This is a genomic window from Brucella haematophila (assembly GCF_005938105.1).
In the GTDB taxonomy this organism is placed as follows: Bacteria; Pseudomonadota; Alphaproteobacteria; order Rhizobiales; family Rhizobiaceae; genus Brucella; species Brucella haematophila.
The window spans coordinates 25,394-40,795 of sequence record NZ_VCPE01000007.1 but is presented as its reverse complement, the minus strand read 5'-3'; the positions used below and the strand labels follow the sequence as shown (position 1 = coordinate 40,795).

Below are 15,402 nucleotides of genomic sequence, written 5' to 3'. Positions count from 1 at the left end.
TTACTCGTGGCTGATGCGCGGGTCGATGACCGCGTAAAGAATGTCAACGATCGTGTTGATGACCAGGAACCATAAGACGATCACGAGAATTGCGCCTTGGACAACGGGAATATCGCGCAGCGAGACGCTATCGATCAGCAATGAGCCAAGACCGGGCCATGAGAAGAGCTTTTCGACGACGACGGCCTGCCCCATCATCGAGCCGAATTGCAGGCCGATTGTTGTTATGATCAGCACAAGCGCGTTGCGCATGACGTGCCATTTCACGAGCCTGAAGCTGTTCATGCCCTTTGAACGGGCCGTGCGGATAAAATCAGCGCCCATCACTTCCAGCACTGCGGCGCGTGTCGTTCGCGCCAGCAAGGCCAAAGGTGCTACACCCAAAGTCAGGGCGGGCAGAATGATATTGCGTATGCCGCCGTCGCCATAACCGAAACTGGGCAACCAGCCGAGTGTTAGTGCAAACAGGTACATTGCCAGCAGGCCAAGCCAGAATTGCGGCATTGAAAGCCCGGAAACCGCGCCGATCATCGTCGTGCTGTCAAGAATGCTCCCCGGCTTGAGCGCCGCCACAAACCCCAGCGGCACGCCGATCAAAATTGCAAATCCCATTGCTGCGAAAGCAAGCTTCAAGGTCGGCCACATGCGCTCCTGAATGAGCGTAACGACCGGCTGTCTTGAGCGATAGGACGTGCCGAGATCGAATTTAGCCAGCTGAACGAGATAGTTGCCAAACCGCACGTGAACGGGTTTGTCGAGGCCGAATTCCTGCGTGATTTTTTCGACCAGTTTCGGGTCGCTCATGCCTTTGCCACTGGCAACAAGACCGGTCGCGATGCTGCCGGGAACAACGCTGAATATGACGAAAACCAGCAACGACACCGCCAGAACTGTCGGTATCATCTGCAAGACGCGGCGCACAATGAAATAGAGCACGCAGTCCTCCTTTCGGATCAGCGACGAAACGCTGGAGCAAAGGGGATAAGTGGCCCGCTCGTTTGCGAGCGGGCCGATCCATGTGAACCGGGATTAGCGACCGGACGGAACCGTGTCGTCGACCCACAGCTTTTCATAGGACTGAACAGCAATTTCCGCCGCATTCGGCTGCAGACCATGCAACCACGGCTGATGCGCAAGGACGGCCTTGTTGTAGTTGAAGAACCAGACCGGCGCTTCTTCCTGCAACAGATTGTTGGCCTTCTTCAGAAGTTCGTTCTTCTCTTCTTCGCTCTTGGCGGCCTTCGCAGCATCGACAATCTTGTCGAATTCCGCATTGGAGAACTTCTGATAGTTACAGGCCGACTGCGGTGTCTTGGAATAGAAGCACTGCATCGCGGTCAGCGCATCCGGTCCGCTTTCCAGTGACCACATATAGGCCTGGAAATTGCCAGCCGGAACGACATCAGCAAGCACCGACGCTTCGACAGGCTTTGCCTTCACCTTGATGCCGACTTTTGCCAACATCGGGATGATTGCCTGAACAATGGTCAAACCCCAGCTTTCATTCTGCGTTGCAGTCAGTTCGAACTCAAAACCATCCGGATAACCGGCCTCTGCGAGCAGGGCCTTGGCTTTTTCAGGGTCATAAGGGTACGGCTTCGCATCCTTGTCGAATGCAGGCGACGAGTTCGGAAGCCAGCCGACCGCACGATAAGCCTTGTCCTTGACGAGACGCTTGATGATCAAATCGCTATCGATAGCGTAGTTGATCGCCTGACGAACGCGCTTGTCCTGAAACGGCTTGAAATCGGGATTGAAGCCGACTGCGCGCGTATAGGCCTCGGCCACTTCCAGCATGTTCTTCGCGAGTTCCGGGTCCGCGCGATAGGTGCTGTATTGTGCTGGTCCGAGCACCGCCACATCGATTTCCTTGTTGCGGAAAGCAACGTCACGTGCGGCGGCATCACCCATGATCATAATATTGATTTTGTCGGCATAGGGTTTGCCCTTGTCGTAGTACTTATCCCACTTCTCAACCGTCAGACGGGATCCCGGGACATATTCGGCGAATTTGTAAGGTCCAAGCCCGATCGGGTGACGCTGAAACTCCTCACTATCGCCCTGCCCGGCCGGATAAATCGCCGTGTTGTTGTACATAAACTGATAGCCGGGATCGATTGGCTGCTTGAGCGTGATTTCCAGCGTATGATCGTCGATCTTCTTCAGGCCGGAGATTTCCTTGGCCTTGCCCTGCGCATATTCGTCCGCGCCCTTGATTTCGGCAATGTAACGCGCCGGAGGCATGGCCTTCTTCGGGTCCATCATCCGGGTATAGCTCCAGATAATATCGTCTGCTATCAGCGGCTTGCCATCATGAAAAAATGCATCCTGACGCAGCTTATAGGTATAGACGAGCTTATCGTCAGATACGCTTACATCCGTTGCGAGACCCAATACGGGTTTACTCTGATTGGCATCCCAATCATAAAGCGAACGATGAATAGCCTTGGCGTAGAATTCGTCCTGGGTTGCAGGCGAGGACTGAATATCCAGTGTCGAAAAACTGTCACCATATGGCGCGACAAAGTTGATGACACCGCCAGAACGCGGCGCGTCATCGGCAAAAGCCGCAGTTCCCGCCAGCAATGCGACGGACATCGCCGCAAGCAACGCAAATTTCCTCATGATCTTCCCCTTTTGATTTTTGTAGATCCGATGAATGAACGTATTCAGGCAGCGTAACCGAAGCTTCGCTGCCTGTTCTCCCTATGAACGTTCGAACACCACTTCGCCTTCGCGAATGGTGAGCATGCAATGCGTATCGTTGAGAATTTCCTCCGGCTTTGCCGTGAGCATATTGCGCGAGAAAACCGCAATATCCGCCGCCTGTCCCGCGACCAGCTTGCCCTTGACGTTTTCAAGCTTCTGCGAAAAGGCGCCATATTCGGTGTAGACCTGAAGAGCCTCTTCAATGGTCACACGTTCGCGTGCATCCATGACCGTGCCCTTGCCCGTTTCGCGCGTCAGCATCGAATAGATGTTGGGATAAGGATTTGGATGGCAGACCGGCGCATCGCTTCCCGTCGCAGGTTTGAAGCCGAGGTCTTTCCACGTCTTGAGCGGGTAGCTTGAAAGCGCCCTCTTCTCGCCCAGAACGGAAATATAGGCATCACCAAAATCATAGATGAAGACTTGCTGCGGGCATGGATAAATACCGGCCTTCTTCATACGTTCGTGCTGTTCCAGCGTCGAGAACCCGCAATGTTCAATGCGATGACGCCGGTTCGGATCCGGATAGGCGGCAAGCGCCTTCTCATAGGCGGTGATGAGCTGCCCGATGGCCGCATCGCCGATGGCATGGCAGGCCAGCTGATATCCCTTCTTATGGGTATCCAGCACCAGTGCTTCCAATTCCGCAGTCGGCAAAATCTGCACGCCAATATTGTTGTCGTCGCCGAGATATGGCTTGCTCATCCAGGCGGTGCGACCACCAGCAGAACCATCGAGGAATATCTTGACCGCGCCAACGGTCAACATGTCATCGCCGACACCAGAGACCAGCCCGGCCTCGTAGCATTTTTCAACGATTGAAGGGCCCGGGTCGCCCAGCAGAACCAGCCATGTGCGTACCGGCAACCGCTTTTGCAGCTTTGCAATGTTGTAGGCGCGAATTTCGTCAAAGCCTGCAACCTGACCGACAGCCGCATCCATGACGCTTGTAATGCCATAGGAAAGCAGCAGATTGCCCGCAGCCTCAATGGCTTCGATCATTTCTTCCGTGGTCGCGGTCGGGATCGCCTTGCGAACTGCGCCCTGTGCATTTTCGGCGACCATACCGGTCAGGACACCGTTCTGCTGCTCGATCAATCCGCCATCGGGAACAGGCGAGTTCTCGTCAATACCGGCCAATTCAAAGGCCTTCGAATTGAAGATAGACACGTGACCGCAGGCACGTACAAGCATGACAGGATGGTCTGGCGCAACCGCATCGAGTTCCGATTTATGCGGGTGGCGACCAACATCAAGCTTGGTCTGATCGTAGCCACGCGCCTTGATCCAGGTACCAGGGGGAACCGTTGCCGCCTTTTCACGGATTGCGCTGAGCAGGCTTTCAAGCGTGGGCGCTGCATGGGCGGTTGCGTCGAGCCACTTGAGCGTAAGCCCGACCGATATGAGGTGAAGATGGGAATCGTTCAGTCCCGGTGTGGCGAAACGGCCTTTCAGATCGATCAGCTGCGTCTTGTCGCCTTTTAGGCCCCAGAGCTGATCTTTGGTACCAGTAGCAAGCACTTTACCTTGCCAGATTGCCAGGGCTTCGACTGTGCCCTCTTCATATCCACACCAGATCGTGCCGTTATAAATTATGGTATCAGCACGCATTTCGGGCATTACAGACATTCAGCGATCCCCTCCCTAAGTTACCGCTTTCATAGAACTATTGAGCAGAGTTCCACTGATGTATCAACCGTTCAAGCCGTGGATTTGACAAATTTTTTGGGAGCAACTTGAGCAAAGTGACGAACTTGCCGACGGTTTGCCGAAACAGGCAACAACCGCAATTGCTCAGCCGGGCAGGACTGAAAGCCGGCTAAGAGCGACATACAATTTGAACGGGAATAAGAAGCCGCACTTCAACAGCACTAGCGGCCGAGGATCACAAGACGTGCTGAAAAAATGAAGGCGGAGCCATATGACCCCGCCCTCTTTTGTAGAGATCAAATGATGCCGAGAGCATCCATGGCTTCTGCCACCCGTACGAAACCAGCAACATTGGCGCCAAGGACATAATCGCCCGGCGTGCCATATTCTTCCGCCGTTTCAGCACAAAGATCATGGATATTGCGCATGATCTCGGCAAGACGCGCTTCCGTCTGTTCGAAAGTCCAGCTGTCACGCGATGCGTTCTGCTGCATTTCGAGAGCCGAGGTTGCCACACCGCCAGCATTGGCAGCCTTGCCGGGAGCGAAGAGAACTTTCGCATCCTGGAATATCTTCACAGCTTCCGGTGTGGAAGGCATGTTCGCACCCTCACCGACGGCGATAACGCCATTTTTCACGAGCGTCTTGGCGTCTTTGCCCGTCAGTTCGTTCTGCGTTGCCGATGGCATCGCCACGTCGCAAGGCACATTCCAGATCGAGCCGCCCTCGATGTAATGGACCGACTGGCCCTTCTGGCGCGCATATTCGGAAATACGCTCCCTGCGCACCTCCTTGATTTCCTTGACGAGATCGAGGTCGATGCCGTTTTCGTCAACGATGTAGCCGTTGGAATCCGAACAGGCGACGATCTTACCGCCAAACTCGATCACCTTTTCCATCGTGTAGATGGCGACATTGCCCGAACCGGAAACGACGACGCGCTTGCCATCGAAGTCCTGCTTGCGGGCCTGAAGCATGCGCTGCACGAAATAGGTCGCGCCATAACCAGTTGCTTCCTTGCGCGCTCTCGAACCACCATAGAACAGCGCCTTGCCGGTTAGCACGCCAGCCTCATAGCGGTTGGTCAGGCGCTTGTACTGGCCGAACATATAGCCGATCTCACGTCCACCAACGCCGATATCGCCTGCCGGCACGTCGACATATTCGCCAATATGGCGGTGAAGCTCGGTCATGAAGGACTGGCAGAATCGCATGATTTCGGCATCGGAACGACCGCGCGGGTTAAAATCCGATCCACCCTTGCCGCCACCGATCGGCATACCGGTCAGCGCATTCTTGAACGTCTGCTCGAAACCGAGGAACTTGATGATTCCGACATTGACAGACGGATGGAAGCGAATGCCACCCTTATAAGGTCCCAGCGCCGAATTGAATTGAACGCGGAAACCGCGATTGATCTGGACGCGGCCCTGATCATCGACCCACGGCACACGGAAAATAATCTGACGTTCTGGCTCACAAATGCGCTCAATCAGGGCATTGTCGGCATAATATGGTCGTTTCGCGATGACGCGCCCAACACTTTCCAGCACCTCTCGAACAGCTTGGTGAAACTCAATTTCACCTGCGTTGCGATGGAGGACATCTTCGAGAATGGGCTCGAGCTTTTCATGGACGTTGACCAAAATTTCATCTCCAGAGTCGGTATGTAATCTCATAACGGTCACTCTCTAGAATAAAATTTGACCAATTTGAATAAGTATTAAGCATTAATTGTGCGAATGGAACGAAATCGCTCACTTTTAATGCACGAACGCCCTGAACTGGTATCGCCAGACAACGTATAGCGCGCTGCCGATCAAGATCACGACACCTAAAAGTGTAATATTGTCTGGGGCTTGATTAAAAAATAGCCAGATGAATAATGCCGAAGAGATTTTTTCGATATCGTGGAAGCGAGACCATGTTCCCTCCATCAGCAGGATCCATGACTGGGCCTAGCGTCCACCGCCGAAACTGGTCGTGATATGATGCATGAATGCCTGCGTTGCGGCTGACACTTCTGAACTTGGGAGAGCCAGTTTCATTCCCAGTAAGGGCAGCGTTGGCATCGGCTCGTGCACAATATGCAAATCCGGTGGCACCGCATTCTTGGTCATCACGCTGATGGCAAGCCCCGAGCGCGTCACCGCGATCAGGCCGGCAATGCTGTTACTGGCGTAAGAGATACTATATTGCAGTCCAGCTTTGGTCATGGCGTCACAGGCAGCACGGTGATCCATCGCGTTGGAAGCTGGCAGCGCAAGCGGTATCCTGTCACCGAACTCGTGCTCTTCAAGTGTCGCCTTTGCGCCGACCCAGACCATCGCCTCGGTTCGGATGATATCTTTGGCATCGCTCGGATTGAGCGTCGAGATCAAGGCAAGATCGACTTGCCCTGAATGCAGCAGCCCGCGCAATTCGACTGTCGGGGCAGCGACAACCTTGATGTCGACATTGCCGTGATTGGTACCAAAACTCCTGAAAATCTTAGGAAAGAAAGCCAGCAGATAGTCTTCCGGGCAGCCGAAAACGATGGACCCCTTCAGACCATGATCTGAGAAAGCCGCAAGCGCTTCGTCGTGCGCTTTCAGGATACGCTCGGCATAGGTGAGAAATTTTTCGCCCGCGCTCGTCAACCGAACACCGCTTCCGCTGCGATGCATAAGCGTTTGCCCAAGCGCCTCTTCAAGCCGCTGCATCTGCATGGTCACAGCCGATTGTGTACGCCCAACCTGCAATGCTGCCGTGCTGAGTGAACCGGTTTGTGCGGCGCGAACAAATGTCTGCAACAAGCGGGGGTCCAAGGATGCCTGCATATCAATTTTCCTGATAATTTAACGACATTATTATCAAATTTACTTCGAAGTATCCAGCTGCAATGGTTGATCAAAATCTGGCCGGAGAACCGTCATGTCAAACAACCTCGAGCCCGAGTTCTGGGCCAATGTCGACAAGCACTTGATCCGATATGGAGGTGTCTTCGACCCAGCGATCATCGAGCGTGCAGATGGTTGCTTCGTTTACGATGCCGACGACAGAGCCATTCTGGACTTCACCTCCGGGCAAATGAGCGCTCTGCTCGGCCATTCTCACCCGGCAATCGTTGAGAGAGTAAAAGGACAGGTCGAGACCGTTGCACATTTGTTCAGCGGCATGCTTTCGCGACCCGTCGTCGAGCTTGCAAAAAGGCTAGCACTTCTGGCACCCGGTCTCGACAAAGTGCTGCTCCTCTCCACCGGTGCGGAATCGAACGAAGCTGCCATTCGCATGGCAAAGCTGGTAACTGGCAAACATGAAATTGTAGCGTTTTCCAAGAGCTGGCATGGCATGACGGGTGCCGCCGCATCTGCGACCTACTCCGCCGGGCGTAAAGGCTACGGCCCCGCAATGGCCGGATCGATCACGGTTCCGGCACCCAACGCATTCCGCCCACGCTTCAAAAAGGCCGATGGCACCATTGATTGGCATGCTGAACTTGATGATGCTTTCGCCCTGGTCGACGCCCAGTCCATCGGAAGCCTGGCCGCGTTTATCGCAGAGCCGATCCTCTCTAGCGGCGGCATGCTGGAACTGCCGGAAGGGTATCTCCGCGCACTCAGAGATAAATGCCACGAACGCGGTATGCTTCTCATCCTTGACGAGGCGCAGACCGGCATTGGCCGTACTGGCGAAATGTTTGCCTATCAGCGCGATGGTGTGACACCAGATGTGCTGACCATTTCGAAGACGATCGGTGCGGGGTTGCCGCTGTCAGCCGTGCTTACAACCACCAAGATTGAACAGGAGGCCTTTGAGCGCGGCTTCCTCTTCTATACGACCCACGTCTCGGACCCACTGCCAGCGGCAGTCGGTCTGGCGGTACTGGATGTTGTCGCCGAACAGGATTTGGTCGAGCGCGCACGTCACCTCGGCAAGAGGCTGATCGATGGTCTCAATGCCATCATGCAGCGTTACGAGTGTGTCGGCGATGTGCGCGGTCGCGGCCTCTTTGTGGGCATGGAGATTGTCAAGGACCGCACGAGCCGGCAACCGGACCATGAACTTGGCGCACGCATCGCAAAAGAAGCGTTCAATCGCGGCTTGAACATGAACATCGTCAAGTTGCCGGGCATGGGCGCCGTCTTCCGCATCGCACCGCCATTGATCATCACCGAAGAAGAAATCGACCTCGGCCTCGATATCATCGCCCAATCCATCGAACACGAACTCACGACAGATCAAAAGGCAGCAGCAGAATGATGAACGCGGCGACACCAGTTCCTGCGGAACAAGAACAGCCGCAGACAATCCGCGTGTTGGTAGCAAAACTTGGCCTCGACGGCCATGATCGCGGCGCGAAAGTCGTTGCGCGTGTTCTGCGCGATGCCGGTATGGAAGTGATCTATACCGGGCTCTATAAGACGCCGCTTCAGGTCGTTCAGGCTGCCATTCAGGAGGACGTTGACGTCATCGGCGTCAGCCTGCTCTCAGGCTCGCACGTGCCATTGTTTCGCGAACTCGGACGCTGCCTGAAAGAACAGGGCGCGGGACACATCTTTGTCGTTGCTGGCGGCGTGATCCCAGAGCAGGACTATGCCGCTTTGATCGATGGTGGTGTGGATGCCATTGTGCCACAGGAAGCGCGTGTGGAGACAATCGTTACAACCATCACCGATCTTGTAACGTCCCGTGGCCGCATATGACAGCAGTTGCTCAAGCCACCACACGAACGAAACCCACCTACAGACCATCGCAGGATTTCGTTGTCGATGTGCTTGCCGGAGACATTCTGGCTATCGCCCGGATGATTTCGCGGGCTGAGACAGGAATTGCCGAAGCAAGTGCAGCATTGGCCGATATCTACCGGCATGCGGGCAAGGCCCATATCATCGGCATCACCGGTGTACCGGGTGCTGGAAAATCGACTCTCGTTTCGGCACTCATCAAGGCATTTGCCGCTGACGGTCACAAAGTCGGCGTGGTTGCCGTTGATCCCAGCAGTCCCTATTCGGGTGGCGCGATCCTTGGTGATCGCGTGCGCATGAGCGACAATGCGCAGGCGAACAAAGCGTTCGTCCGCAGCATGGCGACACGCGGCCATCTGGGCGGTCTTGCACCCGCCACCTTGCAGGCTGTCGATGTGCTCGACGCCGCAGGCTATTCACCGATCATCATCGAGACCGTCGGTGTCGGTCAGGATGAAGTCGAGGTCGTTTCAGCGGCGCATACGGTTGTAGTGCTTTCCGCACCGGGTCTTGGCGATGACGTTCAGGCGATCAAGGCTGGCATTCTGGAAATTGCCGATATCCATACGGTCAGCAAGGCCGACAAGCCTGAGGCAGCTGCAACACTTGCCGCACTGAAAGCCATGATGACCCTGGGGGGACCGGCGGAACAGACATCCTGGACGGTTCCCGTTTTCGCGGTCAGCCCGGTGACGGGTGACAAGGTGAACAAACTCAAAGATCTGATCCAGCAACATTGGGTTCATCTCAACGATACTGGCGAGCTTGCGGCCCGCCAACGAAAAATCTGCATGACACGCATACTGGGTGCCGCACGCCGCCTGTTTCACAAGCGTTTCGTAACCGGCGCGGCCGAAATCGAAACTCTGCTGCAATCGGTATTGGAGCGGCGAGACGATCCGGAGACGGCTGCACGCATTCTTCTCAGCCGCAGAGAGGCTTTGAAATGACAAAACTATATCGCGAAGAAGCCATCGGAAGCATCAGTGCGGCACAGGCCACATGGGAAGCCAATGAACTTGCCGCCACGCTTGCCACCCGACCGGAGGAAAAAGCCGAATATGAAACCGAATGCGGCATTCCGCTGAAGCGCGTCTATACGGCAGCAGATGTTGCCGATATTCCTGCCGATGCGCTCGGTTTTCCCGGAGCCTATCCGTTCACTCGGGGACCCTATCCCACCATGTATCGGGGACGTCCATGGACGATCCGGCAAGTTGCGGGTTTCGGAAACCCTGAAGCGACCAATCAGCGCTATAAATATATGGTTCAGACGGGGCAGACAGGTCTCTCCACCGATTTCGACCTACCCACATTGCTAGGCCTCGATTCAGACGATCCAATGGCATTTGGCGAAGTGGGCCGATGCGGGGTTGCCATTGATACGATCGACGACGTTGACCGCCTGTTCGACGGGATCGATCTCGAACAAATCTCGGTATCCCTGACAATCAACCCGTCGGCTTGGGTCATCTATGCCATGTATGTAGCGGTTGCCGAAAGCCGTGGTTACGACCTGACAAAGCTTGCAGGTACTTTGCAGGCTGACCCGCTGAAGGAATATGTCGCGCAGAAGGAATGGATTTATCCCGTTCGCCCCGCTGTGCGGCTGCTGCGCGACCTGATCATGTATAGTGCCAAGGTCACGCCGAAGCTCAATCCGATCAGTCTCAGTGGCTATCACCTTTCCGACGTCGGCGGCAACGCGATCCAGGAGATCGCCTTCATCATGGCCTTCACCACAGCCTATTGCGAAGAAGTGATTGCCGCCGGCATGGACATCGACGACTTTGCGCCACGCCTCTCATTCTTCTTCATCAGCCAGCAGGATTTCTTCGAACAAATCTGCAAGTTTCGTGCGGCAAGGCGGGTCTATGCGAAGCTGATGGCTGAACGTTTCGGTGCGAAGAAGGCGGAGTCGATGCGGTTGCGTGTGCATGTGCAGACCGCCGCCATGAGCCTGACCAAGGTCGAACACCAGAACAATCTGGTGCGCACGGCAATCCAGGCACTCGGCGCCGTTCTGGGTGGATGTCAGAGCATGCATACCAACGGGCTGGATGAAGCTTTTGCTATTCCGACCGAAGAAGCCATGAAACTCGCCATCCGCACCCAGCAGATCATTCGTGACGAGATAAATGTAACGGCCGTGGTTGATCCGCTTGGCGGTTCCTTTTTCGTCGAGCGCCTGACGCACGATATGGAAGAGGAAATCTGGAAGGTCCTGAACAAGGTCGACGAGCGCGGCGGTGCAATCAAGCTTGTCGAGGAAGGCTGGTTCCAGCAGCAGCTGGCCGACTCCGCTTATGCGACATTCAAGAAGATCGAAACTGGTGAAAAGGTTTCCGTCGGCGTCAATCGTTATGTCGATGAGACAGCTACGAGCGCCGATGTCGACATCCATCCCTATGACGAGGAATGTACCCAGGTCCAGATCGACCGCCTCAACGCCGTGCGCTCGAGCCGCGATAACGCACATATCAAGACCTTGATGGCGGAACTGGTTGCGCAAGCCCGGACCGACGACGTGAACCTTTTGCCGAAAACCATAGAACTCGTGAAAGCCAAGGCGTCGCTCGGCGAGATATGCCGCGCATTGCGCGACACCTGGGGCGCTTATGACGAACCAATGATCGTATGAGACATAAAATGGGAAATACTGTTGTCGTTCATGTGGATGGCGTCATCGCCTGGGTCAAGCTCAACCGACCTGACCGGTTGAATGCCATGAACCAGGCTCTGGTGAATGATCTTGCCGCTGCACTGGATCAAATCGAGGCTGACGAGGCAATCCGTGCGGTTATCTTGCATGGCGAAGGTCGTGCATTCTGCTCTGGCGATGACCTGCAAGATCTCGATAATCAGACCACGTCGGCTGATGCCACGCAGGCGTGGGTTGAATCCATTCAGGCGATCACTTTGAAGATCATGGGATCAAAAAAGATCGTCATTGCCGCCATTCACGGCTGGTGCGTCGGCGGTGCGCTCGAATGGGCGATCAATTGCGACTTCCGGATCTTTGCAAAAACGGCGCGCTGGTTTTTTCCTGAAGTCAGTTATGGGTTCTTTGTCACCGGCGGCGTCACCGCCCTGCTGACAAAACACATCGGCCCGCAGGCTGCGAAGGAACTCATTATTCTGGGTGAGCGTCATGATGCCGCCAAGGCACTTCAAGTCGGCATCGCCTGGAAAGTTGTCCCAGACGAAGAGCTGCTCAAGGAAGCGCGAGCGCTCGCGCTAAAAATCGCCGACCGTCCGGCAGCGTCAGTAACTGCAATCAAAGAAGCAATCAACGAAGGTTTCCATTCGTCGCTCGAACAGGCCATGGCGCGCGAAACACGTGCTACCGTCTCCGGCTTTCTGTCCCCTGACGCGCAGATGCGCGCGAAGCACTATTAATCAGATGGGGCTGGCGATGGATCAAATCCCCCTGCAAACGGTCATTCCCGGACAGAGCGACAGTGCTATCGATATGCGGGTACTGCCCAAAATTCTTGCGCATCAGGCAGAGATGCTGGGCGACAGGCCTTTTATCGACATTTGTGGTCGCAAAGCCAGCTTCCGGGATACGCACCACATTTCGAACCGGCTCGCCAACGGCCTGCGCGCGCTTGGCGTCGAAAGATCGGACCGCGTGGCACTTTTGCTGCCCAATTGTTTCGAGTTTGTCGCGATCTGGTTTGCGGTTGCAAAACTGGGTGCCATCGAAGCACCGAACAATCCGGATCTCAAAGGCGAGCTTTTAAGCCACAATCTGAACAATTGCGGCGCGAAGGTGCTGGTTGCCGATGCGAGAAGGCTGAGCGACCTTGCCAATATTCAGGACCAGTTACCGCTTATCGAAACGCTCATCCTGATCGATACGACTGCCACTGCCGCGCGAGCGGCCGGTGTGACCATCAAGCAGATCGTCACTTTTGACGAATGCATGACCCAACCGGATGAGTTCGAACCGGTCGATGTCCACTATTCCGATCCAATGGCAATTCTCTATACGTCTGGCACCACCGGCCCTGCCAAAGGCGTTTTGATGTCGCATCATCATTGCTATTGCTGGACCATGGCGATGGCGCTCAATCTCGGCTACACCGCTGCCGACAGCTATTTCTGCACATTGCCCCTTTTCCACACCGACGCGCAGATGTTTGGTGTCTATCTGCCGCTCATCTTTGGAACGCAAACCACTCTGGTCGAAAGTTTCAGCGCATCGCGCTTCTGGGAACAGGTACGAACCAGCGGAGCGACAGCCACGAACCTGCTCGGTGCCATGGGCGTCATCCTGGCCCGGGCAGAACCAAAAGCGGACGATAGCAACAATCCTCTTCGGGTCTGTCAGTGCATTCCGATGGTTCCTGATAAAGCCGCGTTTGAACACCGCTTTGCCATGAAACTCGTTACCGGCTATGGCCAGACCGAAACCAGTTTCGTGACCCTTGATACGCCCGGCACTACCCGCGACGGTTCATGCGGAAAGCCTCACCCGGATTGGGAGGTAGCAATCGTTGACGAGCACGACCGACCCGTTGCACCCGGCGTGGTAGGGGAAATCGTCTCACGCCCGAAAAAGAACTGGTACATGTTCTCCGGCTACTATCGGGCCGAAGCCAGAACCGTCCAGACGCTGCGCAATCTCTGGTATCATTCGGGGGATGCCGGCTATCAGGATGAAGACGGCTGGTTTTATTTCAAGCACCGCTTGAACGAAGCAATTCGGCGACGAGGGGAAAATATCTCCGCCTTCGAGGTCGAGACGATTGCCGAAGCGCATACCGACATTGTTGAAAGCGCCGCCTTTGGTGTTCCCTCGGAATTTACCGAAGAAGACATCATGCTGGTGGCCATGCGTCGACCGGGATCGTCCCTCACACCAGCCGAACTGGTGGAGCATTTTCGCGCTCAGGCACCGCGTCATATGACCCCGCGTTACATCGAACTCATCGATGGGCCGCTGCCGCGGACCCCAACAGAAAAGATTGCCCGCAGTGAGCTTAAAAAAAGGGGAGTGACTGCGGAAGTGTTTGACCGGGGGACGCGCTGACGCGCGCTGCCCGGCCCAAAGGTCCTGAAAACAAGGGAAATCTGCGCGTGTGGGCAGCGCAGGCAGGGACATTGTTTGTGCCCGCGAATAAAATGGGAGACTTTCATGAAACGGATACTGCTTCCGGCAATCAGTTTGTCAGTCATGCTCGCCCTCGGTGGCGCTGCCTCTGCGGATATCGTGGTTGGCGTAGCTGGCCCAATCACCGGCCCCAATGCTGCTTTCGGCGCCCAGTTTCAAAAGGGCGCGGAGCAGGCGGCGAATGACATCAATGCAAAAGGCGGCATACTCGGCCAGAAAATCAAGGTTGAGATCGGCGACGATGTTTCCGATCCCAAGCAGGGTATCTCGGTCGCCAACAAATTCGCTGCTGATGGCGTCAAATACGTCATCGGCCACTACAATTCCGGCGTTTCAATTCCTGCCTCTGAAGTCTATGCCGAAAACGGGGTGCTGGAATTTTCACCGGCATCCACCAATCCGCAATATACCGAGCGTGAGCTTTGGAACACTTTCCGCACCTGCGGTCGCGATGACCAGCAGGGCAGAGTGGCCGGCGACTATATTGTCGAGCATTTCAAAGACGCCAAAATCGCCATCGTTCATGACAAGACGCCTTATGGTGTCGGGCTGGTCGATGTCGCCAAGAAGGTGCTGAACGACGCTGGCGTCAAGGAAGTCCTCTATGAGGGCATCAATCAGGGCGACAAGGACTTTTCAGCACTCATCAGCAAGATGAAAGAGTCAGGTGTTTCACTGATCTATTTCGGTGGTCTCCATACGGAAGCCGGGCTGATCATGCGCCAGTCTGCCGATCAGGGGCTGAAGGCTACGCTCTTTTCCGGTGACGGCATGGTCTCCAATGAGCTTGCCTCGATCGCGGGCGATGCGGTTATCGGCACGTTGAACACATTCGCGCCCGATCCACGAAAGAACCCGGCTGCGAAAGAACTCGTCGAAAAGTATCGCGCGCAAGGCTTTGAGCCTGAAGCCTATACGCTTTACTCCTATGCCGCGATGCAGATCATTACGCAGGCCATCGAAAAGCTTGGCTCTGCGGACGATGCGCAGAAAGTTGCCGAGACCATCAAATCGGGCGGAGCGTGGCCAACAGTCATCGGTCAGATCAGCTATGACGCAAAGGGAGACATTACCCGGCCAGACTATGTTGTCTATGAGTGGACGAGAGGCGAGAACGGCAAGCCTACTTACGGCGAGAAATAAGCGCAGCTTTCGATCCATCAACCAAAGTGCTTAGTCAAAGCGGCGCGGGTTCTA

12 protein-coding genes are annotated in these 15,402 nt (G+C 55.4%); 7 read left to right on the top strand and 5 right to left on the bottom strand.

What is annotated here, in order from left to right:
* The 5 genes from FGI60_RS12675 to FGI60_RS12655 all read right to left on the bottom strand — a co-directional run bounded on the left by FGI60_RS12675 (position 1) and on the right by FGI60_RS12655 (position 7,178).
* Positions 1 to 936 carry an ABC transporter permease gene (locus FGI60_RS12675; protein WP_138785492.1) on the bottom strand — a complete coding sequence of 312 codons (936 nt, stop codon included), beginning with the start codon at positions 934 to 936 and terminating at the stop codon, positions 1 to 3.
* Positions 937 to 1,029: 93 nt separating this feature from the next.
* Positions 1,030 to 2,625: an ABC transporter substrate-binding protein gene (locus tag FGI60_RS12670; RefSeq protein WP_138785491.1), complete on the bottom strand. Its 1,596-nt coding sequence runs from the start codon at positions 2,623 to 2,625 to the stop codon at positions 1,030 to 1,032.
* Between the two features lie 81 nt (positions 2,626 to 2,706).
* The gene (locus FGI60_RS12665; RefSeq protein ID WP_374843363.1) at positions 2,707 to 4,329 is read right to left on the bottom strand and encodes an amidohydrolase; all 1,623 of its coding nucleotides are present in this window, start codon (positions 4,327 to 4,329) and stop codon (positions 2,707 to 2,709) included.
* Positions 4,330 to 4,655: 326 nt separating this feature from the next.
* Complete coding sequence (gene gdhA, locus FGI60_RS12660; RefSeq protein ID WP_138785489.1) at positions 4,656 to 6,038, bottom strand: NADP-specific glutamate dehydrogenase; 1,383 nt, start codon at positions 6,036 to 6,038, stop codon at positions 4,656 to 4,658.
* A 279-nt stretch (positions 6,039 to 6,317) separates the two neighbouring features.
* Positions 6,318 to 7,178 carry a LysR family transcriptional regulator gene (locus FGI60_RS12655; RefSeq protein ID WP_138785488.1) on the bottom strand — a complete coding sequence of 287 codons (861 nt, stop codon included), beginning with the start codon at positions 7,176 to 7,178 and terminating at the stop codon, positions 6,318 to 6,320.
* A 94-nt stretch (positions 7,179 to 7,272) separates the two neighbouring features.
* Here FGI60_RS12655 and FGI60_RS12650 point away from each other — a divergent pair, with 94 nt between their 5' ends.
* The 7 genes from FGI60_RS12650 (at position 7,273) to FGI60_RS12620 (ending at position 15,348) form a co-directional block, all read left to right on the top strand.
* The gene (locus FGI60_RS12650; protein ID WP_138785487.1) at positions 7,273 to 8,601 is read left to right on the top strand and encodes an aspartate aminotransferase family protein; all 1,329 of its coding nucleotides are present in this window, start codon (positions 7,273 to 7,275) and stop codon (positions 8,599 to 8,601) included.
* Complete coding sequence (locus tag FGI60_RS12645; protein WP_138785486.1) at positions 8,598 to 9,044, top strand: cobalamin B12-binding domain-containing protein; 447 nt, start codon at positions 8,598 to 8,600, stop codon at positions 9,042 to 9,044. The genes FGI60_RS12650 and FGI60_RS12645 overlap by 4 nt, the downstream gene beginning before the upstream one ends.
* Positions 9,041 to 10,036: a methylmalonyl Co-A mutase-associated GTPase MeaB gene (meaB, locus tag FGI60_RS12640; protein WP_138785485.1), complete on the top strand. Its 996-nt coding sequence runs from the start codon at positions 9,041 to 9,043 to the stop codon at positions 10,034 to 10,036. Before FGI60_RS12645 ends, meaB begins: the two co-directional genes overlap by 4 nt.
* Entirely contained in the window at positions 10,033 to 11,727 is a 1,695-nt protein-coding gene (locus FGI60_RS12635; RefSeq protein ID WP_138785484.1) for a methylmalonyl-CoA mutase family protein, read from the top strand. Before meaB ends, FGI60_RS12635 begins: the two co-directional genes overlap by 4 nt.
* Before the next feature lie 8 nt (positions 11,728 to 11,735).
* Complete coding sequence (locus tag FGI60_RS12630; RefSeq protein WP_138785483.1) at positions 11,736 to 12,485, top strand: enoyl-CoA hydratase/isomerase family protein; 750 nt, start codon at positions 11,736 to 11,738, stop codon at positions 12,483 to 12,485.
* Positions 12,486 to 12,501: 16 nt separating this feature from the next.
* Positions 12,502 to 14,124, top strand: coding sequence for an AMP-binding protein (locus tag FGI60_RS12625; RefSeq protein WP_235889798.1), 1,623 nt, complete (start codon positions 12,502 to 12,504; stop codon positions 14,122 to 14,124).
* A 105-nt stretch (positions 14,125 to 14,229) separates the two neighbouring features.
* The gene (locus FGI60_RS12620; RefSeq protein WP_138785481.1) at positions 14,230 to 15,348 is read left to right on the top strand and encodes a branched-chain amino acid ABC transporter substrate-binding protein; all 1,119 of its coding nucleotides are present in this window, start codon (positions 14,230 to 14,232) and stop codon (positions 15,346 to 15,348) included.
* Positions 15,349 to 15,402: the final 54 nt, after the last annotated feature.

Bases quoted from the DNA above. Each gene is read 5' to 3' on its own strand.
- FGI60_RS12670 (WP_138785491.1), bottom strand. From the start codon at position 2,625: ATGAGGAAATTTGCGTTGCTTGCGGCGATGTCCGTCGCATTGCTGGCG.
- FGI60_RS12665 (WP_374843363.1), bottom strand. From the start codon at position 4,329: ATGCCCGAAATGCGTGCTGATACCATAATTTATAACGGCACGATCTGG.
- gdhA (WP_138785489.1), bottom strand. From the start codon at position 6,038: ATGAGATTACATACCGACTCTGGAGATGAAATTTTGGTCAACGTCCAT.
- FGI60_RS12655 (WP_138785488.1), bottom strand. From the start codon at position 7,178: ATGCAGGCATCCTTGGACCCCCGCTTGTTGCAGACATTTGTTCGCGCC.
- FGI60_RS12650 (WP_138785487.1), top strand. From the start codon at position 7,273: ATGTCAAACAACCTCGAGCCCGAGTTCTGGGCCAATGTCGACAAGCAC.
- FGI60_RS12645 (WP_138785486.1), top strand. From the start codon at position 8,598: ATGATGAACGCGGCGACACCAGTTCCTGCGGAACAAGAACAGCCGCAG.
- meaB (WP_138785485.1), top strand. From the start codon at position 9,041: ATGACAGCAGTTGCTCAAGCCACCACACGAACGAAACCCACCTACAGA.
- FGI60_RS12635 (WP_138785484.1), top strand. From the start codon at position 10,033: ATGACAAAACTATATCGCGAAGAAGCCATCGGAAGCATCAGTGCGGCA.
- FGI60_RS12630 (WP_138785483.1), top strand. From the start codon at position 11,736: ATGGGAAATACTGTTGTCGTTCATGTGGATGGCGTCATCGCCTGGGTC.
- FGI60_RS12625 (WP_235889798.1), top strand. From the start codon at position 12,502: ATGGATCAAATCCCCCTGCAAACGGTCATTCCCGGACAGAGCGACAGT.
- FGI60_RS12620 (WP_138785481.1), top strand. From the start codon at position 14,230: ATGAAACGGATACTGCTTCCGGCAATCAGTTTGTCAGTCATGCTCGCC.